Annotated in this window: 19 protein-coding genes; 12 read left to right on the top strand and 7 right to left on the bottom strand. The window is 72.7% G+C overall.

Annotation, left to right across the window (positions count from 1 at the left end; genetic code table 11):
* The first annotated feature begins 272 nt into the window (after positions 1 to 272).
* Positions 273 to 1,874, top strand: a complete 1,602-nt coding sequence (locus OIE49_RS08880) for an MFS transporter (RefSeq protein WP_326801841.1) — start codon at positions 273 to 275, stop codon at positions 1,872 to 1,874.
* A 137-nt stretch (positions 1,875 to 2,011) separates the two neighbouring features.
* A complete protein-coding gene (locus OIE49_RS08875) occupies positions 2,012 to 3,211 on the top strand; it encodes an acyl-CoA dehydrogenase family protein (RefSeq protein WP_100567666.1) in 1,200 nt (399 codons plus the stop codon).
* A gap of 36 nt (positions 3,212 to 3,247) precedes the next feature.
* Here the strand turns inward: OIE49_RS08875 and OIE49_RS08870 are convergent, their stop codons facing one another.
* Positions 3,248 to 3,685 carry a cell division protein SepF gene (locus OIE49_RS08870; protein ID WP_326801840.1) on the bottom strand — a complete coding sequence of 146 codons (438 nt, stop codon included), beginning with the start codon at positions 3,683 to 3,685 and terminating at the stop codon, positions 3,248 to 3,250.
* Between the two features lie 290 nt (positions 3,686 to 3,975).
* Between OIE49_RS08870 and OIE49_RS08865 the strand changes: the two genes are divergently transcribed.
* From OIE49_RS08865 to OIE49_RS08835, 7 genes are all read left to right on the top strand, one after another.
* Positions 3,976 to 5,169, top strand: coding sequence for a DUF5685 family protein (locus tag OIE49_RS08865; RefSeq protein ID WP_326801839.1), 1,194 nt, complete (start codon positions 3,976 to 3,978; stop codon positions 5,167 to 5,169).
* Between the two features lie 106 nt (positions 5,170 to 5,275).
* Positions 5,276 to 5,620, top strand: a complete 345-nt coding sequence (locus OIE49_RS08860) for a hypothetical protein (RefSeq protein WP_326801838.1) — start codon at positions 5,276 to 5,278, stop codon at positions 5,618 to 5,620.
* A gap of 270 nt (positions 5,621 to 5,890) precedes the next feature.
* Positions 5,891 to 6,799 (top strand): S1 family peptidase, encoded by a 909-nt coding sequence (locus OIE49_RS08855; RefSeq protein ID WP_100567670.1) that lies wholly within the window; start codon positions 5,891 to 5,893, stop codon positions 6,797 to 6,799.
* A gap of 427 nt (positions 6,800 to 7,226) precedes the next feature.
* Positions 7,227 to 8,306: a S1 family peptidase gene (locus OIE49_RS08850; RefSeq protein WP_326801837.1), complete on the top strand. Its 1,080-nt coding sequence runs from the start codon at positions 7,227 to 7,229 to the stop codon at positions 8,304 to 8,306.
* Positions 8,307 to 8,508: 202 nt separating this feature from the next.
* Positions 8,509 to 11,976 carry a DNA polymerase III subunit alpha gene (locus OIE49_RS08845; protein ID WP_326801836.1) on the top strand — a complete coding sequence of 1,156 codons (3,468 nt, stop codon included), beginning with the start codon at positions 8,509 to 8,511 and terminating at the stop codon, positions 11,974 to 11,976.
* A complete protein-coding gene (locus OIE49_RS08840; protein WP_326801835.1) occupies positions 11,973 to 12,986 on the top strand; it encodes a DNA polymerase Y family protein in 1,014 nt (337 codons plus the stop codon). Before OIE49_RS08845 ends, OIE49_RS08840 begins: the two co-directional genes overlap by 4 nt.
* Before the next feature lie 198 nt (positions 12,987 to 13,184).
* The gene (locus tag OIE49_RS08835) at positions 13,185 to 14,045 is read left to right on the top strand and encodes an esterase/lipase family protein (protein ID WP_326801834.1); all 861 of its coding nucleotides are present in this window, start codon (positions 13,185 to 13,187) and stop codon (positions 14,043 to 14,045) included.
* A gap of 60 nt (positions 14,046 to 14,105) precedes the next feature.
* On the opposite strand, the gene OIE49_RS08830 is transcribed toward OIE49_RS08835, so the two are convergent.
* On the bottom strand, positions 14,106 to 15,191 hold the full coding sequence (locus OIE49_RS08830) for a lytic polysaccharide monooxygenase auxiliary activity family 9 protein (protein ID WP_326801833.1): 1,086 nt from the start codon (positions 15,189 to 15,191) through the stop codon (positions 14,106 to 14,108).
* Between the two features lie 186 nt (positions 15,192 to 15,377).
* Positions 15,378 to 15,512 carry a hypothetical protein gene (locus tag OIE49_RS08825; RefSeq protein WP_100567676.1) on the bottom strand — a complete coding sequence of 45 codons (135 nt, stop codon included), beginning with the start codon at positions 15,510 to 15,512 and terminating at the stop codon, positions 15,378 to 15,380.
* Between the two features lie 139 nt (positions 15,513 to 15,651).
* On the opposite strand from OIE49_RS08825, the gene OIE49_RS08820 reads away from it, so the two are divergent.
* Positions 15,652 to 16,281, top strand: coding sequence for a class I SAM-dependent methyltransferase (locus OIE49_RS08820; protein WP_326801832.1), 630 nt, complete (start codon positions 15,652 to 15,654; stop codon positions 16,279 to 16,281).
* 23 nt (positions 16,282 to 16,304) lie between these two features.
* On the opposite strand, the gene OIE49_RS08815 is transcribed toward OIE49_RS08820, so the two are convergent.
* Together OIE49_RS08815 and OIE49_RS08810 are read right to left on the bottom strand one after the other, a co-directional pair.
* Positions 16,305 to 16,823: a DUF402 domain-containing protein gene (locus OIE49_RS08815; protein WP_326801831.1), complete on the bottom strand. Its 519-nt coding sequence runs from the start codon at positions 16,821 to 16,823 to the stop codon at positions 16,305 to 16,307.
* On the bottom strand, positions 16,804 to 17,733 hold the full coding sequence (locus tag OIE49_RS08810; protein WP_326801830.1) for a GNAT family N-acetyltransferase: 930 nt from the start codon (positions 17,731 to 17,733) through the stop codon (positions 16,804 to 16,806). Before OIE49_RS08810 ends, OIE49_RS08815 begins: the two co-directional genes overlap by 20 nt.
* Before the next feature lie 84 nt (positions 17,734 to 17,817).
* On the opposite strand from OIE49_RS08810, the gene OIE49_RS08805 reads away from it, so the two are divergent.
* A complete protein-coding gene (locus tag OIE49_RS08805; RefSeq protein WP_326801829.1) occupies positions 17,818 to 18,189 on the top strand; it encodes a GntR family transcriptional regulator in 372 nt (123 codons plus the stop codon).
* Positions 18,190 to 18,215: 26 nt separating this feature from the next.
* On the opposite strand, the gene OIE49_RS08800 is transcribed toward OIE49_RS08805, so the two are convergent.
* Both OIE49_RS08800 and OIE49_RS08795 read right to left on the bottom strand, forming a co-directional pair.
* Entirely contained in the window at positions 18,216 to 19,007 is a 792-nt protein-coding gene (locus OIE49_RS08800; protein ID WP_326801828.1) for a DUF72 domain-containing protein, read from the bottom strand.
* Positions 19,008 to 19,046: 39 nt separating this feature from the next.
* On the bottom strand, positions 19,047 to 20,141 hold the full coding sequence (locus OIE49_RS08795) for a DUF5925 domain-containing protein (protein ID WP_100567682.1): 1,095 nt from the start codon (positions 20,139 to 20,141) through the stop codon (positions 19,047 to 19,049).
* A 143-nt stretch (positions 20,142 to 20,284) separates the two neighbouring features.
* Between OIE49_RS08795 and OIE49_RS08790 the strand changes: the two genes are divergently transcribed.
* The gene (locus OIE49_RS08790; RefSeq protein WP_326801827.1) at positions 20,285 to 21,700 is read left to right on the top strand and encodes a GH39 family glycosyl hydrolase; all 1,416 of its coding nucleotides are present in this window, start codon (positions 20,285 to 20,287) and stop codon (positions 21,698 to 21,700) included.
* Positions 21,701 to 21,727 lie beyond the last annotated feature (27 nt).

The raw sequence follows: 21,727 nt of genomic DNA, 5'->3' as shown, positions 1-21,727 counted from the left end.
CGGAAACCGGAGCCGCCACCGGGGCACGCTCACAGGCCGCTCACCAGGCACGCAGGGAGGGCCCACGGACAAGCGGAGTGGCGTACGCCACACGGGTTGGGCGCGTGCTCTGAGAGGTGGGCCACGCGCCATCCGGGCGAATGAGCGTACGCTGACGTGTCACTCGCACGTCGACGCGCAGGTCGGGGGCCACCGCTCCGCTCCGGCCGAGCCGCGGGGAGTCCACGTCCCGCGGACCGTCGAACGCGAGGGTTCATCTGGGAGGTACGTACATGTCCGGGACGACCGCGGCCACCGACCGGCTCCGCCGTCGGGCGGCCGGGGCCGGTGCCAACCGCTGGGTCGTCCTGGTCGTCCTCTGCGTCAGCCTGCTGCTGGTGGCGGTGGACGCGACCGTGCTGCACGTGGCGGTGCCCGCGGTCACCGAGGACCTCCGGCCCGGCGCCATCGAACTGCTCTGGATCGTCGACACCTATCCCCTCGTCTGCGCCTCGCTGCTGATCCTGTTCGGCACCCTGGGCGACCGGGTGGGCCGCAGACGGATCCTGCTGCTGGGCTACGCCCTCTTCGGCATCGCCTCCGCCGTGGCGGCCTTCGCCCCCACCCCCCAGATGCTGATCTTCGCGCGGGCGCTGCTCGGCGTCGGCGGCGCCATGATCATGCCGGCCACGCTGTCGCTCCTGCGGCAGGTCTTCCCGGACCGGCGCGAGCGGGCGCTGGCGATCGGGATCTGGAGCGCGGTCGCCGCGGTGGGCGCGGCGGTCGGGCCGCTGCTCGGCGGCTTCCTGCTCGAACACTTCTGGTGGGGGTCGGTCTTCCTCGTCAACATCCCGCTGATGCTGGTCAGTCTGCCGGTGGGCCGACTGCTGCTGCCCGAGTCGACCGGCGAGCGTGACGGGCCCTGGGACGTCGTCGGCGCGTTGCTGGCGGCGGCCGGACTGTTCGGTGTGGTGCTGGGCGTGAAGCGGCTCGGCGGCGGCGAGACGGCGCTGAGCGTGCTCACCGTGGGGCCGCTGGTGGTCGGCGCGGCGCTGCTGGTGACGTTCGTACGACGGCAGCGGCGGCGGACCCATCCGCTGGTGGACCTCAGGATGTTCGCGCGCCCGGCGTTCAGCACGTCGGTGGGCTGCATCGTGCTGGCCATGCTGGCGCTGGTCGGGCTCGAACTGATCGCGGCGCAGTACCTGCAACTGGTCCTCGGCCTCTCGCCGCTCGCCACGGGGCTGCGGCTGCTGCCGCTGACGTTCGCCGCGATGGCGGCCGGACTGGCCGGAGCGCGGATGCTGCGGAGGTTCGGGCCGCGGCGGATGGTGTGCTTCGGGTTCTGCGTGACCGCCGCCGCGGTGGTGCTGCTCACGGCGATGGGCGGCCGGGACAACCCGGGGCTGCTCCTCGCCGGCTTCGCGCTGCTCGGCTTCGGCCTGGAGACGACGCTGTTCGGGGCGTACGAGTCGATGCTGAGCGAGTCGCCGGCCGAGCAGGCGGGCGGCGCGGCGGCGATCGGGGAGACGTCGTACCAGCTGGGCGCGGGGATGGGCATCGCCCTGCTGGGCACGGTGATGAACGCGGCCTACGCGCCCGGGCTCGCCGATGTGCCGGGGGTGCCCGCGAAGGCGTCCGGCGCGGCGGCGAACTCGCTGGGGGAGGCCTACGGGGTCGCCGACCAGCTCGGCGGGCCGGTCGGGGCCGCGCTGCGGCGGGCGGCCCGCGACGCCTTCGTGCACGGGCTGCATGTGACGCTGCTGGTGAGTGCGGGGCTGTTGCTGCTGGGTGCGGTGATGGCGCTGCGGCTGCCGCGGGTGATGCACTGCGAGGAGCCGCCGGTCGAACTGCCCGCGCAGCGGGAGGCCGAGCGGCCCCGCGTCTCGGCGTGAGCGTCCTTCCTCTCCCGCGGCGCTGCCACGGCGGGCGGAGGAGCAGGCTGGACGTGGGCGGTCCCGCGTCGTAACGTCGGGCCGGAGTCGCACAACTAGCGCTGCTAGTTTCAGTTGCCGTCGCCGGAGGGGTCCTCATGTCCTCGCAGTCTCCGTTGTCTTCGTTGCCCTCGTTCGACCCCGCCGACCCACTCGGGCTCGACGACCTGCTGGAGCCGGAGGACCTCGCCGTCCGCGACACCATGCGGCAGTGGGCGGCCGACCGCGTTCTGCCGCATGTCGCCGAGTGGTACGAGAAGGGCGAACTGCCCGTCATCCGGGAACTGTCCCGCGAGCTCGGGAGCATCGGCGCCCTCGGCATGTCCCTGACCGGGTACGGCTGCGCCGGTGCCACCGCCGTCCAGTACGGGCTCGCCTGCCTGGAGCTGGAGGCCGCCGACTCCGGCATCCGGTCCCTGGTCTCGGTGCAGGGCTCGCTCGCCATGTACGCCATCCACCGGTTCGGAAGCGAGGAGCAGAAGCAGCGGTGGCTGCCCTCCATGGCGGCCGGCGAGGTGATCGGATGCTTCGGCCTCACCGAGCCCGACCACGGCTCCGACCCCGCCGCCATGCGCACCCACGCCAAGCGCGACGGCACCGACTGGATCCTCAACGGCCGCAAGATGTGGATCACCAACGGCTCCGTGGCCGGTGTCGCCGTCGTCTGGGCCCGGACCGAGGACGGCATCCGCGGCTTCCTGGTACCGGCCGGCACGCCCGGGTTCTCCGCCCCGGAGATCAAGCACAAGTGGTCGCTGCGGGCGAGCGTCACCAGCGAGCTGGTCCTGGACGACGTGAGGCTGCCCGCCGACGCCGTACTGCCGGAGGTCACCGGGCTGCGCGGACCGCTCGGCTGTCTGTCGCACGCCCGTTACGGCATTGTCTGGGGCGCCATGGGCGCGGCCCGTTCCAGCTTCGAGGCCGCCCTCGACTACGCGGTCTCGCGCGAGCAGTTCGGCAGGCCCATCGGCGGCTTCCAGCTCACCCAGGCCAAGCTCGCCGACATGGCGGTCGAACTGCACAAGGGGATTCTGCTCGCCCACCACCTGGGGCGGCGCATGGATGCCGGCCGCCTGCGTCCCGAGCAGGTCAGCTTCGGCAAGCTCAACAACGTGCGCGAGGCGATCGAGATCTGCCGTACCGCGCGGACGATTCTCGGCGCCAACGGGATCTCCCTGGAATATCCCGTGATGCGGCACGCGACCAACCTCGAGTCGGTGCTCACCTACGAGGGCACCGTCGAGATGCACCAGCTCGTGCTGGGCAAGGCGCTCACCGGGCTCGACGCCTTCCGGTGAGCCCCGGACGGGGCAGGGCCGGTGTACGGCCCTGCCTCAGCTCTGGTTGAAGAAACCGTCCGAACGGTGCACCGCCGGATCCCCGTTGACGATCTCGGTGTCGGCGGGGGACAGCAGGAACACCCGCGTGGACACGCGGTCGATGGAGCCGCGCAGACCGAAGACGAGCCCGGCCGCGAAGTCGACCACGCGCTTGGCGTCGGAGGCCTCCATGGCCGTCAGGTTCATGATGACGGGCACGCCCTCCCGGAACAGCTCGCCGATGGCACGGGCGTCCCGGAAGCTGTCCGGAGTCACCGTGCCGATCCGGCGGCCCCTGTCCTCTGCCGTGTCCGTCGCCACCTTCACCCGGGGATCGGTGACCCAGGCGTCCCCGTCCTCGGTCCCCTCCGTGTAGTCGTCGTCGTAGTAGCGCTCGTCATCGTTGTCGTCGACGAGGCCGAGCCACGCACTCGCCTTGCGTACCGATCCCATGGACGCCTCCTCTCACAGCGGTCTTTCGTGCATTCCGCATCCCTATGGTCATCCATGATGCTGACAACGCGCCAAGTGAACGCACGCCGCACGGGGGGTTTGTGACGGTACTGGTGCACGGCTAATACGTCGAGAGCCCGTGTGCCCCAAGGGTTCCGACCTACACGACTGCTGACTGAGAGTGAAATATGATTGTTCTCCGCACATGGGTGACGGACGGGGCGTACGGGTGAACGAAGGGGTCGATACGATGCCGCGACTCAACGCTCTGCACACCAAGGGGGATGGTCGTGTTCGGAATCGTCAGGCCCTGCCGCCACCGGCTCGGGGAGAAGCTCGGCGCCGAGTGGACAGCCCACTTGTGCGGACTGTGCCTGGCCCTGCGCGGTGACCACGGACAGTTCGCGAGGATCGTGACGAACTACGACGGGCTGCTCGTCTCGGTCCTGACGGAGGCTCAGGCACACCGGGACAGCCGGGCCGGCGGTCTGCGGCGCACCGCCGGGCCGTGTCCGCTGCGCGGGATGCGATCCGCGTCCGTCGCCCTGGGGGAGGGGCCTCGACTCGCCGCGGCCGTCTCCCTGGTCCTGGCCTCGGCCAAGGTGCGCGACCACGTCGCCGACGGTGACGGACTGCTGGCGCGCCGGCCGGTGGCGCTCGCCGCACGCCGGGTCGCCGACAACTGGAGCCGGGCGGGCGCCCGTACGGGAGCCGGCGTCGGATTCGACACCGCCGTCCTCCTGGACGCGGTGGACCGGCAGGCCGGCGTCGAGGCGCTCGCCGGCCCCGGCACGCCGATCCTCGCCGTCACCGAACCGACCGAGACCGCGACCGCCGAGGCCTTCGCGCACACCGCGGTCCTCGCCGGGCGGCCGGGCAACGCCGCTCCGCTCGCCGAGGCCGGGCGCCTGTTCGGGCGGCTCGCGCATCTGCTGGACGCCGTGGAGGACCGCGCGGCCGACGCCGCGACCGGCGCCTGGAACCCGCTCACCGCCACCGGAACCCCGCTCGTCGAGGCGCGCCGGCTCGCCGACGACGCGGTGCACGGCATCCGGCTCGCCCTGAGCGAGGTGGAGTTCGGTGACGGGCGGCTCGCCCACCGGCTGCTCGTGCACGAACTCCGGCGCTCCGTCGACCGCGCCTTCGGCACCGAGTCCTGCGGGCACGCGCCCGAGGGGGCCTTCGGCCCGCCGCAGGGGCCGCACGTCCCGCAGGCCCCGCACGATTTGAACCGTCCGAGCCACCCCTACGCCGGGGGCGGTGAGCCGCCACGACCCGGTGGGCGCGGATTCTGGGCCGGGTGCGTGATGGCCGTCGGGCTGTGCTGCACCTGCAAGGTGTGCTGCGCCGACGAGTTCGAGGGTCCGTGGTCGGGCAGGAAGCGTTCGGGCTGGTGCAACTGCGGCTCGTGCTGCGACGGCTGCGACTGCTGCTGTGACGGCTGCGATTGCTGTGACTGTGACTGCTCGTGCTGCGACTGCTGATCGCGCTCGCGGCCGACCGTGACGGGCTTCCGGCCCGGGCTTCGGGTCCGTGCGGTGGGCGGCGGCGGGGTTTGGCCGCCGGGCCGCGCATGGAAGGGCTCATCTCATGATGGACCCGTCCGATCAGTGGAAGCAGGGGCGCCGGCACCGCATGGAGGCGGCGTCGGCGCTTCGTGACCCGCTCGCGCCGATCGGCGCGAGCGGGCTCGGGGGCCATCCGGAACATCGAGTTCCGGACACCCCGCGAGCCTGGACGGCGAAGGGCGCGACGGTCGCGGCCGCCGCTGCCGGAGCGGACGAACCGGCCCTCGGCGAGCGGCCCTTCGGCGGCCGGGCGCGGCACGCCGCCGGCGACGTCCGGCCGGTGCCGGCCGGACGGGCCGACCTGGGCGAGTGCCGGTTCGGACGGCACCGCGAGGCCATATGGGGCGCGGCGGCCACGACGTCGTGACCGCGGCCGGGAAACGCGGTCCGGCCCGAGGCCGTCCTCCCGTTGCCGACCACACGTCAATTGGCCCTGATCACTCTTGGTTCACTCGAATCGCGCATGGCCGCACGGCCGAAAGGCGCCCTTGCGCCGACCGGTCGTTCGGCCGAATACTCCCCCACAGCGCTTGTCAGGGGCACGGCATGTTCGGAATCCGAACAGTCGTCCGCTGACTGCGCCTCACGGGCCCCGACCCCACGCGGGCCCCCGACTTCCTTTGTGGAGGAACGACAAGTGAGGATCAAGCGCACCACTCCCCTCGGCGGCATGACGAGACGGACCCGGCTGATCGCCATCGCCTCCGGTTTCGTGGCCGCGGCCGCGTTCGCAGTCCCCAACGCGAGCGCGTCCGACACTCCCACCACCTTCAGTGCGGCGCAGCTCACCACCGCGAGCGACTCCGTGCTCAAGGCCGACATCCCGGGCACCGCCTGGACTGTCGACAGCAAGACCAACCGGGTCGTCGTCACCGTCGACAGCACGGTCTCCCAGGCCGACATCGCCCGGATCCAGCGGCAGGCCGGGACCAACTCCGCTGCCCTGACCATCAAGCACGCCTCCGGGAAGTTCAACAAGCTCATCTCCGGCGGCGACGCCATCTATGCGAGTAGCTGGCGCTGCTCGCTGGGCTTCAACGTCAAGGACAACAGCGGCAACTCCTACTTCCTGACCGCCGGTCACTGCACCGACGGCGCGGGCACCTGGTGGTCGAACTCCGGTCACTCGACCACGCTCGGCACCACGGCCGGCTCCTCCTTCCCCGGCCACGACTACGGCATCGTGCGCTACACCAACACCTCGGTGGCCCACCCGAGCGCCGTGGGCAGCGTGAACATCACCAGCGCGGCCACGCCGTCCGTGGGCACCACCGTCTACCGGCGCGGCTCGACGACCGGCATCCACAGCGGCAAGGTCACGGCCCTCAACGCGACGGTCAACTACGGCAACGGCGAGATCGTCAACGGCCTCATCCAGACCACGGTCTGCGCCGAGCCCGGTGACTCCGGCGGCTCGCTGTACTCCAACAGCGGTATCGCCTACGGTCTGACCTCCGGCGGCAGCGGCAACTGCACCTCCGGCGGCACGACCTTCTTCCAGCCGGTCACCGCCGCGCTGAGCGCGTACGGGGTCCACATCGGCTGACCTCCCCCTGTGCCGGGCCGCGATGTGCGCGGCCCGGCGCCCGACAGCGCAGAGCCCCCGTACGCGACCGGCGTGCGGGGGCTCGCCGTTGTGCGCGCGCGATACGCCGGGCGCGGGTCAGCGACGCTCGGCGCCCCTCGTGGATCGCGCGCCCTGAGGGCCGAATTCGGGCCAGGACCAGGCCTGGTGGAACGGCGCCGGTCACCCGCCTCTGGTGTTTGCGCTGTGAATGTTGCGTGAACGCTCCCGTGGTGATCTCGGCGCGCGGGCCGATACGCAGGGGGAGTACGCCGGTTGACGTACACACGTCCAGAACTCGGCCTTGTGTGCCTCTGGGGGCATCGGAATAGTGGGCGCCGTTCAACCGCCTTCCGGCTCGCCGGGTCCCCACAACCTGTCGGGCCGACCCCCCACAGGAGGACGTCAGTTGAAGCATCGACGCATACCCGGACGCCGTGCGGCCGTGGCGGGAGCGGGCGTCGCCGCCCTGCTCGTCGCGGGATTCACCTTCCAGAGTGCGAACGCCAGTGAACCCGCCAAGGCCCCCGAGGCCCGGACCCTTTCGTCCGCGGCGGCCGGAAAGCTGGCCTCGACGCTCGTGCGGGACCTCGGCTCCGACGCCGCGGGCACGTACTACGACGCCACGACGAAGAGCCTCGTGGTGAACGTGCTCGACGCGAGCACCGCCGAGACCGTCGAGCGGGCGGGCGCCAAGGCGAGAGTCGTACGGAACTCCCTCGCCGAACTGACCGGCGCCCGCACCACGCTGGAGAAGGACGCGGCCATCCCCGGCACCTCGTGGGCGACGGACCCCGTGACCAACAAGGTCGTCGTCACCGCCGACAGCACGGTCTCCGGGTCCGAGTGGGCCAGGCTGGGCAAGGTCGTCGACGGGCTCGGCGCCAAGGCCGAACTCAGGCGTTCGAAGGGGGAGTTCAAGCCCTTCGTCGCGGGTGGTGACGCGATCACCGGCTCCGGCGGCCGCTGCTCGCTCGGCTTCAACGTGGTCAAGGACGGCCAGCCCTATTTCCTCACCGCGGGCCACTGCACGGAGGCGATCTCCACCTGGTCGGACGCCGGCGGCACGGTGATCGGCCAGAACGAGCGGTCCAGCTTCCCGGGCGACGACTTCGGCCTGGTCCGGTACACCGAGAGCGTCGACCACCCGAGCACGGTGAACCTCTACAACGGCTCGACGCAGGCGATCGCCAGAGCGGGCGACGCGACCGTCGGCGAGAAGGTGACCCGCAGCGGTTCGACGAGCCAGGTGCACAGCGGCACGGTCACCGGTCTGAACGCCACCGTGAACTACGCCGAGGGCACGGTCAGCGGTCTGATCCAGACCGATGTGTGCGCCGAGCCCGGTGACAGCGGCGGCTCCCTGTTCGACGGCGACACCGCGATCGGTCTCACCTCCGGCGGCAGCGGCGACTGCGCCTCGGGCGGTGTGACTTTCTTCCAGCCGGTCACCGAGGCCCTCTCGGCGACCGGCGCCCGGATCGGCTGATCCCGGCCCCGGCCTCCCCGTGACCGGCGAGAGCCCCGCCCTCCCGAGGGCGGGGCTCTCGTGTGACCGCCGGGTGTTTGCGCAGGTGGGAGACGCTCGAACGGATGTCGCACACACGTTCGGAAATTGGTTTATGGTGGGGGTGAGAGAGATGGGAACGGATGTTCGAGAGCGGTGACGCTCGCGAGTGCGGGAGGTGCGGATGCCGGACTTCACGCATCTGCACACCGCCTCCGGGTTCTCCCTGCGCTACGGCGCGTCGCACCCGGAGCGGCTGGCCGAGCGCGCCGCGGAACGGGGCATGGACGCGCTCGCGCTCACCGACCGCGACACCCTGGCCGGCTCGGTCCGCTTCGCCAAGGCCTGCGCGGCGGCGGGCGTCCGCCCGCTGTTCGGCGTGGAGCTGGCGGTGGAGACCATGGACCCCGTACGCCGGGACCGGCGCCGTGCCCCCGTGCGCGGAGGCGCCTTCGTCGACGAGTCGGCTCCCCGCGTCACCTTCCTCGCCCGCGCCGGCGCCCGCGGCTGGGCCGATCTGTGCCACCTGGTCACCGCCGCCCACGCCGGCCCCACCGCCCCGCGCGCACAGGGGGCGTCCCCGTCTCCGGGAACCCCGCTGCTGCCCTGGCCCGGCGACCGCGCCGACGGCCTGACCGTCCTGCTCGGCCCCGACTCCGACATCGGCCGCGCCCTCGCCGCCGGCCGCCCCGACCGGGCCGCGAAACTCCTCGTGCCCTGGCGTGAGACCTACGGCGACGCCCTGCGTCTGGAGGCCGTCTGGCACGGCCGCGCGGGCACCGGACCCGGCTCGCTGCGCCTGGCCGCCCGCACCGTCGGCTTCGCCGCCGAGCAGCGGATCCGGCCCGTGCTCAGCAACGCCGTCCGGTACGCCGACCCGGGGCAGGGCCCGGTCGCCGACGTGCTGGACGCCGCCCGCCGGCTCGTCCCCATCGATCCGGCCAAGGAGCTGGACTCCGGCGAGGCCTGGCTGAAGGAACCGGACGCCATGCTGCGCGCGGCCGAGCGGATCGTGGAGGCCGCCGGATTCCGCCCCGGGGCCGCCCACCGCCTGCTGGAGCAGACCCGGACCACGGCCGCCGAGTGCCTGGTCGACCCCGAGGACGACCTCGGCCTGGGCACCGTCCGCTTCCCCGAGCCGCACCTCGTCGGCGCCGGCCGCCGCACCGCCCAGCGCGTGCTCGCCTCCCGGGCGGCGGCGGGCATGGTGCTGCACGGCTACGCGGGCCGCCGGGACTACTGGGAGCGGATGCACCGGGAGCTGGACATCATCGCCCACCACGGCTTCGCCACCTACTTCCTCACCGTCGCCCAAGTCGTCGACGACGTAAGGGAGATGGGTATCCGGGTCGCCGCCCGCGGCTCCGGCGCCGGCTCCCTCGTCAACCATCTCCTCGGCATCGCCCACGCCGACCCGGTCGAGCACGGGCTGCTGATGGAGCGCTTCCTGTCCAAGCGGCGCACGGCCCTGCCCGACATCGACATCGACGTGGAGTCCGCGCGCCGGCTGGAGGTCTACCGCCGGATCATCGGCCGGTTCGGCACCGAGCGGGTCGCGACCGTCGCCATGCCGGAGACGTACCGCGTACGGCACGCCGTCCGCGATGTCGGGGCCGCCCTGTCCATGGACCCCGCCGACATCGACCGCATCGCCAAGTCCTTCCCGCACATCCGCGCCCGCGACGCCCGCGCGGCACTCGACGAGCTGCCCGAACTCAGGGCGCTGGCGGGGGAGCGGGACCGGTACGGCAGGCTGTGGGAGCTGGTCGAGGCCCTGGACGCCCTGCCGCGCGGGGTCGCCATGCACCCCTGCGGGGTCCTGCTCTCCGACGCCTCCCTGCCGTCCCGTACACCGGTCGTGCCCACCAGCGGCGAGGGCTTCCCCATGTCCCAGTTCGACAAGGACGACGTGGAGGACCTCGGGCTGCTCAAGCTGGACGTGCTGGGCGTGCGGATGCAGTCGGCGATGGCGCACGCGGTCGCGGAGGTGGCGCGGACCACGGGGGAGCGGGTCGACCTGGACTCCCTGCCGGCCGGCGACCCGGCGACGTACCGGCTCATCCGCTCCGCCGAGACCCTCGGCTGCTTCCAGATCGAGTCCCCGGGCCAGCGCGACCTGGTCGGCCGGCTCCAGCCGGCCACGTTCCACGACCTGGTCGTCGACATCTCCCTGTTCCGGCCCGGCCCGGTCGCCGCCGACATGGTGCGGCCGTTCATCGAGGCACGGCACGGGCGGGCGCCGGTGCGCTATCCGCATCCCGACCTCGAGGAACCGCTGGAGGAGACGTACGGGGTCGTCGTCTTCCACGAGCAGATCATCCACATCCTGCACCTCATGACCGGCTGCGGACGCGACGAGGCGGACCGGGTGCGGCGCGGGCTGTCCGACCCGGAGTCGCAGGGGCGGATCAAGGTGTGGTTCGCGCAGCACGCGGCGGCCGAGGGGTACGACGCGGAAACGATTCACCGCACCTGGGAGGTGATCGAGGCGTTCGGTTCCTACGGCTTCTGCAAGGCGCACGCGGTCGCCTTCGCCGTGCCGACGTACCAGTCGGCGTGGCTGAAGGCCCATCACCCGGCCGCCTTCTACGCCGGGCTGCTCACGCACGACCCCGGGATGTACCCGAAGCGGCTGCTGCTGGCGGACGCGCGGCGGCGCGGGGTGCCGATCCTGCCGCTGGACGTGAACCGGTCGGGCGTCGCCCACCGTATCGAACTGGTGCCTGAGTCGAAGCCCGGTTCCTCCGGTATGTGGGGACTCCGGCTCGCCCTCTCCGACGTGCACGGCATCAGCGAGGCCGAGGCGGCGCGCATCGCGGACGGACAGCCCTACGCCTCGCTGCTCGACTTCTGGGAGCGGGCCCGGCCCAGCCGCCCGATCGCCGCCCGGCTCGCCCAGGTGGGCGCGCTGGACGCGTTCGGCGCCAACCGCCGCGACCTGCAACTGCACCTGACCGAGCTGCACCGCGGCGCCCGCGGCGCGGGCGGCGGCCAACTGCCCTTGGCAGGAGGGAGGAAGACGGCCGCGGCCGGCCTCCCCGACCTGTCCGACGCCGAACGGCTCAGCGCCGAGCTGGGTGTGCTGTCCATGGACGTCTCGCGGAACCTGATGGACGACCACCGGACGTTCCTCGACGAACTGGGCGTGATCCCGGCACGCCGGCTGCGCGAGGCCCGGCACGGTGAGACGGTACTGGTCGCGGGCGCCAAGGCGGCCACCCAGACCCCGCCGATCCGGTCCGGCAAACGGGTCGTCTTCACCACGCTGGACGACGGCACCGGACTGGTCGACCTCGCCTTCTTCGACGACTCCCACGACGCCTGCGCGCACACCGTCTTCCACTCCTGGCTGCTGCTGGTGCGCGGCGTGGTGCAGCGGCGCGGCCCGCGCAGCGTCAGCGTGGTGGGCGCCGCCGCCTGGAACCTGGCCGAACTCGCCGAACTGCGCGCCGAGGGCGGACTCGACGAAGTGGCGGCGCGCCTGGCCGAACCGGCACCGGAGCGGCCCGGCGACGGCGCCCCCGCGCACGGCCGGACGATCCGCATGTCCACGGGGTACGAGATGCACCCCTGGGCCGATCTGCGTCCTGCGGGCGAAGGTCCGCCGGGTGGAAGGAAGTTGTGGCACCAGAGTCCAGGGAGTGCGGGATGACGGTTCTCTGTGTACGTTTCCAGCTGCCGCCGATGTACGAGGCCGCCCTGCCGGGGCTGCTCGGGCTTCTCGAGGAGTTCACCCCGGTCGTCGAGGCGCTGCCCCCGGACGGGGCGCTGGCCGATCTGCGGGGCGCCGAAAGGTACTTCGGGCGCGACGCGGTCGAACTGGCGTCGGTGATCCGGGTCCGCACCCTCGCGCTGCACGGCGTGGACTGCGTGATCGGCGCCGGACCGGGCCCGATGCTGGCCCGCATGGCCCTGCAGGGCGCCCGGCCCGGACTCACGCGCTCGGTGCCCGGCGAACCGGACGCCGTGGCGGGGTTTCTGGCCGAGCGGCCCGTCACCGCGCTGCCCGGAGTCGGCGCGGCGACGGCCCGCACCCTGGACGAGTACGGCCTCGACACCCTCGGCCGGATCGCCGCCGCGCCCCTGTCGACCCTCCAGCGCCTGGTCGGCGCGAAGGCCGGCCGTGAACTGCACGAGAAGGCGAACGGCGTCGACCGCGGCCGGGTGGTACCGAACGCCGTCTCCCTCCCCCAAGTTCTCGGCTGCGCTCGAGCAGGGGGGACCCCCATCCTCGCGGAGGAACGCCCCTTCGACCGGGACGAACTGGACCCCGACCGGCACCGCAGGGCGCTGCTGTCGGCCGCGGGGGAACTGGGCTCCCGGCTGCGCTCCCTGGGCAAGGTCTGCCGCACCCTGACACTCACCGTGCGCTACGCCGAAAGGTCCAGCACCACCCGCAGCCGCACGCTGGCCGAACCGACCGCGCACTCGGCCGCGTTGACCGGCGCCGCGTACGCCCTGTACGAGGCGCTGGGCCTCCAGCGTGCCCGGGTCCGTGCGCTCGCCCTGCGCGCCGAGGGCCTCGGATCCGCCGAACAGGCCTCCCACCAGCTCACCTTCGACCCCGTCGACGAGAAGATCCGCCGTATCGAGGAGGTCGCGGACCGCGCGCGAGCCCGGTTCGGGCCGCGGGCGGTGATGCCGGGCACGCTGGCCGCGTGACTCCCGTTCTTCTTGGCCGTGATGACGGTTCGTCAGAATCGTTATCACGACTTCTGGTTACCGGTTGAAGTTTTTACTGGCGCGTAACTTCACACGTGGGCTACTCGTCCGTAACTTGACGAGTGAACAGCATCCCGTGATCCGGATCACAGGGCGTAGTGCCGTCGTACCTCCCTTGAGCCGCAAGGAGATCACTCGATGCTGCCCTTCAAGCGCGCCCTCAGACCACTGGCCGCCCTGCTGCTGGCCGCAGCCCTCGCCACCGCCCCCACCGTCACCGCGCACGCGGCCAGTGCTCCGAGCAGCGGCTGGAACAACTACAGCTGCAAGCCCTCCGCCGCCCACCCCCGCCCCGTCGTCCTCGTCCACGGCACCTTCGGCAACTCCGTCGACAACTGGCTGTCCCTCGCGCCGTACCTGAAGGACCGCGGGTACTGCGTCTTCTCCCTCGACTACGGCCAGTTGCCGGGCGTCCCGCTCTTCTACGGCCTCGGCCCCATCGACAAGTCGGCCGAGCAGCTGGCCGCCTTCGTCGACAAGGTGCTCGCCGCGACCGGCGCCGCCAAGGCAGACCTCGTCGGCCACTCGCAGGGCGGGATGATGCCCCGCTACTACCTGAAGTTCCTCGGCGGGGCCGCCAAGGTGAACGCCCTCGTCGGCATCGCACCCGACAACCACGGCACCACCCTCAGCGGTCTCACCAACCTCCTGCCCTACTTCCCGGGCGCGAGCGACCTGCTCAAGGCCGCCACCCCCGGTCTCGCCGACCAGATCACCGGATCCGCCCTCCTCACCAAGCTCAACGAGGGCGGCGACACCGTGCCCGGCGTGCACTACACGGTCATCGCCACCAAGTACGACGAGGTGGTCACGCCGTGGCGGACCCAGTACCTGACCGGCTCCGACGTGCGCAACGTCCTGTTGCAGGACCTGTGCGCGGTCGAGCTGTCCGAGCACGTGGCGATCGGCACGATCGACCGCATCGCCTTCCACGAGGTGGCCAACGCGCTCGACCCGGCGCACGCCACCGCCACCACCTGCGCGTCGGTCTTCAGCTGACGTGCCTCGGGGCCTGCCCGGCCTGAGCCGCCGGACAGGCCCCGCGTTCGACGGGCCGCGTCAGCGGCCCCGCCCGCCGCCTGCAGCGGCGCGCCGGCGGACCGAGGCGAACAGGGCCGCCGAGCCGAGCGCCAGGGCGGCCGCGCCGGCGACCGCGAGATACGGGGTGCGACCGTCGCCGCCGGTCTCGGCCAGGTTCACCGGGTTGCCTGCGGCCTGCGGTCGGTTCGGCTCGTCGTCGGCGGCGGCCTGCGCGGCACGGTCCGCCGTCGCGTCCTCGTCCGTATCACCGGCCGACCGCACGGCCGGGTCCGTCGCCGTGTCCGACGCCGGGCTCGCGGCCGGGTCCGCCGACGCGGGCGCCACCGGGTCCTTCGTGGTCCGGGGGTCGTCGTCCCCGTGGCCGTGGTGCTCGACCGACGACTTGACGGCCCCGTCCTCGATCTGCCGCTCGGTCGGCGCGGAGGCGGCCGGTGCCGGGGCGGAGCCGCCGGACGCGCCGCCGCTCCCGCCGCCGAAGGTGACGTCCGAGCAGGAGTAGAACGCCTCCGGGCTGTCCGAGCGCTGCCAGACCGCGTACAGCAGGTGCCTGCCCGAACGCTCGGGGAGCGTGCCGGAGAAGGTGTAGAAGCCGTCCGCGGCGGCCGGGTCGGTGGCCGTCGCGACGGGATGCGACAGGTCGAGGTCGTCCCAGGCCAGAGGCTTGGCCGGATCGTAGCCGGGCTTGGTGAGGTAGACCGTGAAGGTGCCCTTGTGCGGGGCGGTCACGCGGTACTTGAAGGTGTACGCGCCGCCGCGCACGTCCGTCGCGGGCCAGTCCGCGCGGGGCAGGTCCAGGCCCTTGAACTCGTCGTCGCCGGCGCTGCACAGCCTGCCGTCCGGGATCAGCTCCTGGTGCCGGCCGCCCGCGTCGCCGATCCGGATGCCGTTCCAGTCGTACAGCGCCTGGGTGCCGCCGGCCGCGACGGCCGCCTTGCAAGCGGCCGACTTCGGGTTCTCCGGACCCTCCGCGTAGCACTGGGCCACCCGGCTGACCGGGTCCCCCATGGAGCCGTGCGCGGACGCGGGCGCCGCGGCGAGCGCGGTCAGGGCCAGCGGGGCCAGTCCGAGAACGGCGAAGGCGGCGGCCGTGCGGCGTGCGGGCATCAGGAAACTCCTCGGGGCGACAGTTCTGACACACGGTCGGGACGAATCCCGTGGGGGTGATCAGAAGCTAGCCGCAACGCACCGCGAAAACGCCGGTCGGAGGCGGTGCGGGGAGATCCTTATGCTCGCGTTAAGGAAGCGCTGAGACTGCGCTCAGGTCGGCGTGTCTCAGGGCCCGGTCGCCGGTCATGACTCCGGCCACCAGGTGCGCGCGATGTCCTTGCGGACCTCGGGCCGCCCGGCGGGACGCTCGTCGGCCTCCTCACGGACGCGGCGGGTCTCCGTCTTCCTCAGGGGCTTCTGCACTGTCACTCGGCGCATGGCTGCCTCCTTCGAGGCCTACCGCATCCGTCTTCGTACGGAGGTAGGACCTTTCGGGCGAGAGTTGCTCATCGGTGCGGTTCTGTCTGTGTCGGCTGTCACGATTCCGATGTCAGTGGCCGGTGTCACTCTGGGGTGCATGAGTGCGTATACGACAACCGACGGCGGCGACGGCGGGGCCCGGGCCGGGGTGGACTGGGACGCCCAGGCCGCCGTCTTCGACGAGGAACCGGATCACGGGCTGCGCGACCCGGGAGTGCGTGCCGCCTGGGCCGAACGGCTGCGCGGCTGGCTGCCCGGGCGCCCCGCCGAGATCCTGGACCTCGGCTGCGGTACCGGCAGCCTGTCGCTCCTCGCGGCCGAGCAGGGCCACCGGGTGACGGGCGTGGACCTGTCCCCGGCGATGCTGGAGCGGGCCCGCGCGAAGCTCGCCGGCCGCGACGCGGTGTTCCTGGTCGGTGACGCCGCGGACCCGCCGGTGGGCGGGCAGCGCTTCGACGCCGTCCTGGTCCGGCACGTCCTGTGGACGCTGCCCGACCCCGCCCGCGCGCTGCGGCACTGGCAGGGGTTGCTGCGGCCGGAGGGCCGGCTCGTCCTGATCGAGGGTGTCTGGGGCACGCTCACCCCCGTCGGCATACCCCCGGACCGGCTGACCATGCTTCTTAGGCCACTCGCCTCCCACATCCACCTCGAGTCACTGTCGGCCGACGCGCGGCTGTGGGGCGGGGAGGTGGACGACGAGCGGTACGCGGTGGTGGCCTCGGGCTGAGCGGGCGCCGCCCGCTGCGGGAGTCAGGCCAGCAGCGACTCGAAGCCGCCCTCGCGGGCCAGACCCTCCAGTTCGTCGAGGGCGGCCAGGGCGGCGGCCGCGGCCCCGGGGTCGGAGCGCGCCAGACCGCTCGCCTCGAACTCGTCCTCGTCCAGTCGCCGTATGTCCGTGCCGTCGGCGGAGCGCCACAGGTCCAGGTCGAGGTCCTCGACGACGAGGTCCGTGCCGGAGCGGGTGGCGGGTCGGGTGACGTCGCAGTACCAGCCCTTCAGCGCGCCCCCGGCGGCACGGACCTCCTTCACGGAGTACCAGCGGTCGCGCCAGTAGTGCTCGGTGAAGACGTCGCCCGGCTCGAAGCGCACGAAGCCGAAGTCGCGGACGCCCTCGCCCGCCCACCCGGCCCGGACGGTGACGCGCGTGCCGTCGTCGGACACGAGGACACCCCGGTAGCGGATCTTGACGCGGCCACCCTTGACGAGGACGACGTCCACCTCGGCCGGTGCCTGCGGGCGGCCGCGGGGCTCAGCCGAGTTCCCGGACATGGCGCACCTCCGTCGCGCAGACCTCGTACCCGAACCACTCGTTGATCGCGATCATCGGCGCGTTGCCGGTGTCGTTGCCCGTGAAGGCCTCCGTGTACCCGGCGGCGCGGGCGCGGTGCAGTGAGTCGTTCTTGGCGAGCTTGGCCAGGCCCCGGCCGCGGAAGGCGCGGGCGGTGCCCGTCATGCCGGTGCTGTAGCGGGTGCCACCGTCGGTACGGGCCGCGGTGAAGGCCGCGGGCCGGCCGTCGACCACCGCAACCGAGGTCAGCTCCGGATCGAGCAGCGGGTGCCGCCAGGTCTGCTCCAGCCAGGCCTCGTAGTCGGTGAACTCGAAGTCCACGTCGCCCGGTTCGTCCGAGGTCGTCTCCGCGTCCAGCTCGAACAGGGGACGCGGGTCGTCGGCGTAGTCCGAGCCCCGGCGCAGTTCCACGCCCGGGGGCGGGTCCTGGAGCGGGGGGAGCGTGCCGTTCGCCAGGTCCAGGCGCAGGAAGTAGGCGGAGCGGCTGGGGCGGTAGCCGTGCGACCGGGCGAAGGCGTGGTTGCCCGGCTCGTCGAGGACCCAGGAGTGCAGCCGGGCCGCCCCGTGCTTCGCCAGGTGCTCCTCGGCGGCCCGCACCAGCAGTGTGCCGACGCCGCGGCGGGTGTGCCCGGGATGCACGTACACGTTGATGTTGCCCTGGCCGGGCTCGGTGCTCTCGTGGGACAGGTGCACCTGCGCGGTGCCGATCACCTCGCCGTCCGCCACGGCCACCAGGGGCCGGTAGTGGGCGTCGGGGTGCAGGTGGGTGAGGTCGTGGACGAGCGAGTCGGGGGTGACGAGTATGTACGGCATCGCGAGGTGCCGGACGCGGGCGAAGCCCCCGAGGTCGGCCGGCGCGTCGGGGCACAGCTCCCGGATCATCACGGTCATGGTGGGGCACGCTACGGCGGGGACCGGCGGGGCGCCTCCCATTTTCCGTTGGGTCCACGCGTACGCGTGCGGGACAATCACCCCGTGACCTTGAAGATCCACATCGAGGACGGGGCGCCTCCCTACGAGCAGGTGCGGGCGCAGATCTCCGAGCAGGCGCGGTCGGGGGTGCTGCCGGTGGGCTACCGGCTGCCCACGGTGCGCGGGCTGGCCGAGTCGCTCGGGCTCGCGGCGAACACGGTCGCCAAGGCCTACCGGGCGCTGGAGGCGGACGGCGTGATCGAGACGCGGGGGCGCAACGGCACGTTCGTCGCCGCCGCGGACTCGGCGGCGGCGCGGGAGGCCGCGGCCGCCGCCCAGGCGTACGCCGAACGGGTGCGGCGGCTCGGGCTCACCGAGGACGACGCGCTCGCCGCCGTGCGGGACGCCATGCGATCGGCCTACGGGGAGCGGTAGGCCTTCTCGGAGCGGCGGCCGCGGCGTCACAGGCCCGGCGGGACCTTCTGCCGGTCACCGGTGAGCGCCGGGGTGCGGGTCACCGCCAGCCCCGCGCTCCTGCCCGCCCGCGCGAACACCACCGCGTCCTGGACCGCCGCCCCCGTCGGGTCGTTGTTGAAGTAGGCGTACACGTCCCGCTCGCCCGGCCAGGTGGTGGCGATCCGGTCGACCCATGTCTCCAGCGACCGCCGGCCGTAGTGCGGCCAGGCCCGGGCGCGGCCCACGTGGAAGCGGACGTACCCCCAGCCGGCCGTCCGCCACAGCGGCGTGACCGGGCGGGCGTAGGCGTCGGCCCAGCACAGGGCGGCGCCCCGGGCCCGCAGGACCTCGCGCACCCGCGGTGTCCACCACGAATCGTGGCGCGGCTCGACCGCGACCCGGGTGCCGGACGGGAAGCACGCCAGGCAGGCGTCGAGCAGCCCCGGATCCGCGCGCAGGGTCGGCGGGAGCTGGAGCAGCACCGGGCCCAGCCGGTCGCCGAGGCCCGCCGCGTGCGTCATCAGGCGGTGCACCGGCTCCTCGGGGTCCTTCAGCCGCTTGATGTGGGTGAGGAACCGGCTCGCCTTCACCGCGACCAGGAAGTCCGCCGGGACCCGCTCCCGCCAGTTCTCGAAGGTCTCCCGCGCGGGCAGCCGGTAGAAGGCGTTGTTGACCTCCAGGGTGGCGAAGGCGGCGGCGTACTCCTCCAGCCACAGCCGCGCGGGGCACCCCGGTGGGTACAGCACGCCCCGCCAGTCCTTGTACTGCCAGCCCGACGTCCCGACGAACAGGGTCATACGCCCATCAAAGCACCGGCACCGGCCCCCGGGGACCCGTCACAGGTACAGACCCGCGTCGGCCCCCTCGCGCGGCTCCGGCAGTGCCGTCGGTGACGTGCCCCGCCGCAGCGCGTACAGCTCGGCGAGGGTCGCTCCGTCGCGGCCCACCCCTTCCTCGGTGCCCAGCCAGCTCACCGCCTCCCGGCGGGTCAGCCGGCCCACCTCGATGCGGGCCAGGCACCGGCCCGGACGGACCACGGCCGGGTGCAGGCGCTCCAGGTCCTCGTTGGTCGTCACCCCCACCAGCACGTTGCGCCCCTGGCCGAGCAGGCCGTCGGTGAGGTTCAGCAGCCGGGACAGCGCCTGGCCCGCCGTGTGCTTGGCCTCGCCGCGGATCAGCTCGTCGCAGTCCTCCAGCAGGAGCAGCCGCCAGCGTCCCTTGCCCGCCGTGTCCTCCTCGCCGATGGCGATGTCCATGAGGTAGCCGACGTCGCTGAACAGCCGCTCCGGGTCCAGGACGCAGTCCACCTGGCACCAGTCGCGCCAGGACCTGGCCAGGGTCCGCAGCGCCGAGGTCTTGCCCGTGCCGGGCGGGCCGTGCAGCAGGAGCAGCCGGCCCGCGATGTCCTCGGGGGTCGTCTTCATCAGCCGGTCCATGGCGTCCGCGACCGGGGCGGTGTAGTTCGCCCGGACGTCGTCCCAGGTGCCCGCCGAGATCTGCCGGGTGGTGCGGTGTGGACCGCGCCGGGGCGAGACGTACCAGAAGCCCATCGTCACGTTCTCCGGCTGCGGCTCCGGCTCGTCCGCGGCGCCGTCCGTCGCCTCCTCCAGCTTCTTCGCGGCCAGCTCGGCGCTGGTCGCGGTGACCGTGACGTCGGCGCCCCGGTTCCACCGGGAGATCAGCAGCGTCCAGCCCTCGCCCTCGGCGAGGGTCGCGCTGCGGTCGTCGTCGCGGGCCGCGCGCAGCACCCGGGCGTCCTCGGGCAGCAGGGTGGCGCCGGTACGCACGCGGTCGATGTTCACCGCGTGCGAGTACGGCTGCTCGCCCGTCGCGAAGCGGCCGAGGAACAGCGCGTCGACGACGTCGGACGGCGAGTCGGAGTCGTCGACGGTGAGCCGGATCGGCAGAGCGTCGTGTGGGTTCGCGGACATGCCGCCATGATCTGTCACGCGGGCGCCGTGCGCACCCGGTTTCCCCCGCGCGTCCTGTGCCGGCGCCCGGAGGGAGCCCGTCGTGGGCCGAGCCTGCCGCACCCCTGTCCCGCGGATGATTTCCGCCCGTACTGTGGTCCTTGATGACACGTCATGGGGGGAATATGGGGGCGGGGCGGTGGCGGCTCACCGCGCTGCTCGGCGTGGGAGCGACGGCGGTGGCCCTGCTCGTGGCCCTGATCAGCACGCTGCCAGGTGGCGCGAGCACCGAGGGCACCACACGCGACGGCGACAGGGTGCACGGCACACCGGCCACCCCGCGCAACGCGGACGTGCCGGACGTCGGCTGGGGCTTCACCCACACCCAGTTCAGCGCAGACGAGGGCGACGCGGCCGCGACCGGCCGGGTCGAGGCGCTGCTGTCGAAGGACGGCGGCCTCCCGCAGAACCAGGCGATCATGGGCTGGGGCGCCGACAACCCCGAGCCGGTCAAGGGGCGTTACGACTTCGAGGCGCTGGACCGGCGGATCGACTTCGTCCGCGCCTCGGGCGGGACCCCGGTGATCACGCTGTGCTGTGCACCCGACTGGATGAAGGGCGGCCGGGCCGGCGCGGACAACACCGACTGGAGCCAGAAGGCCCTGGAGACCGCCCCCGACCGCGACCACTACAAGGACTACGCGGCCCTCGCCGCGACCGTCGCCAGGCGCTACCCGGACGTACGCCACTTCATCGTCTGGAACGAGTTCAAGGGTTTCTGGAACAACGCCGAGGGCCGCTGGGACTACGAGGGCTACACCGACCTCTACAACCTGGTCCACAAGGCGCTCAAGCAGGTCGACCCCGAGATCATGGTGGGCGGACCGTACCTGGTCATGGACAGCGTCGACCCACGGCACCAGGACGCCTCCACCGTCCTGCGCGGACCTTGGGGAGCCATGGACCAGCGGGTCCTGGACGCCTTCGCCTACTGGAACCGGCACAAGGCGGGCGCCGACTTCGTCGTCGTGGACGGCTCCAGCTACACCAAGGACGACGACCTGCTGCCCGACGAGTTCCACGCCACCGACAAGCTCACGGACGTCGGCCGCTGGGTACGGCGGCAGACGGGCGGACTGCCGCTGTGGTGGGCCGAGTACTACGTCGAGCCCGCCGACCGCAACGACGACCGCAAGGAGTGGTCCGAGCCGCACCGCGTCGCCGTACAGGCCGCCGGCCTGATCGCCATGGCCAAGGGCGGTGCCTCCACCGGCTTCTACTGGAACCCGGAGAACCGCACGGGCGACTGCCCCGGCTGCCTGTGGACCCCGACCGGCTCCTCCGGCGGCGGCCGGGCGCTGCCCATGCACGACCTGGTCTCCCGCTTCGGCCGGGCGTTCCCGCCGGGCACCGGGTACAGGACGGTGTCCGTCGCCCCGGACGACGTGCCCAACGTGCGCGTCCTGGCCGACGACCGGACGGTCCTGGTGGTCAACACCCTGAACCGCACGATCAGCGCGCAGGTCGACGGCAGGCGCTTCGACCTGAAGGCGTACGAGGTGAAGTGGCTGCGGCGGTAGGTCGCCGCAGCCGCTCCACCCGACGTG

This window comes from Streptomyces sp. NBC_01788, assembly GCF_035917575.1.
GTDB lineage: Bacteria > Actinomycetota > Actinomycetes > Streptomycetales > Streptomycetaceae > Streptomyces.
This window is presented reverse-complemented; position numbering and strand designations above follow the sequence as displayed.

Bases quoted from the DNA above. Each gene is read 5' to 3' on its own strand.
- OIE49_RS08880 (WP_326801841.1), top strand. From the start codon at position 273: ATGTCCGGGACGACCGCGGCCACCGACCGGCTCCGCCGTCGGGCGGCC.
- OIE49_RS08875 (WP_100567666.1), top strand. From the start codon at position 2,012: ATGTCCTCGCAGTCTCCGTTGTCTTCGTTGCCCTCGTTCGACCCCGCC.
- OIE49_RS08870 (WP_326801840.1), bottom strand. From the start codon at position 3,685: ATGGGATCGGTACGCAAGGCGAGTGCGTGGCTCGGCCTCGTCGACGAC.
- OIE49_RS08860 (WP_326801838.1), top strand. From the start codon at position 5,276: ATGATGGACCCGTCCGATCAGTGGAAGCAGGGGCGCCGGCACCGCATG.
- OIE49_RS08845 (WP_326801836.1), top strand. From the start codon at position 8,509: ATGCCGGACTTCACGCATCTGCACACCGCCTCCGGGTTCTCCCTGCGC.
- OIE49_RS08840 (WP_326801835.1), top strand. From the start codon at position 11,973: ATGACGGTTCTCTGTGTACGTTTCCAGCTGCCGCCGATGTACGAGGCC.
- OIE49_RS08835 (WP_326801834.1), top strand. From the start codon at position 13,185: ATGCTGCCCTTCAAGCGCGCCCTCAGACCACTGGCCGCCCTGCTGCTG.
- OIE49_RS08830 (WP_326801833.1), bottom strand. From the start codon at position 15,191: ATGCCCGCACGCCGCACGGCCGCCGCCTTCGCCGTTCTCGGACTGGCC.
- OIE49_RS08825 (WP_100567676.1), bottom strand. From the start codon at position 15,512: ATGCGCCGAGTGACAGTGCAGAAGCCCCTGAGGAAGACGGAGACCCGC.
- OIE49_RS08820 (WP_326801832.1), top strand. From the start codon at position 15,652: ATGAGTGCGTATACGACAACCGACGGCGGCGACGGCGGGGCCCGGGCC.
- OIE49_RS08815 (WP_326801831.1), bottom strand. From the start codon at position 16,823: ATGTCCGGGAACTCGGCTGAGCCCCGCGGCCGCCCGCAGGCACCGGCC.
- OIE49_RS08810 (WP_326801830.1), bottom strand. From the start codon at position 17,733: ATGACCGTGATGATCCGGGAGCTGTGCCCCGACGCGCCGGCCGACCTC.
- OIE49_RS08800 (WP_326801828.1), bottom strand. From the start codon at position 19,007: ATGACCCTGTTCGTCGGGACGTCGGGCTGGCAGTACAAGGACTGGCGG.
- OIE49_RS08795 (WP_100567682.1), bottom strand. From the start codon at position 20,141: ATGTCCGCGAACCCACACGACGCTCTGCCGATCCGGCTCACCGTCGAC.
- OIE49_RS08790 (WP_326801827.1), top strand. From the start codon at position 20,285: ATGACACGTCATGGGGGGAATATGGGGGCGGGGCGGTGGCGGCTCACC.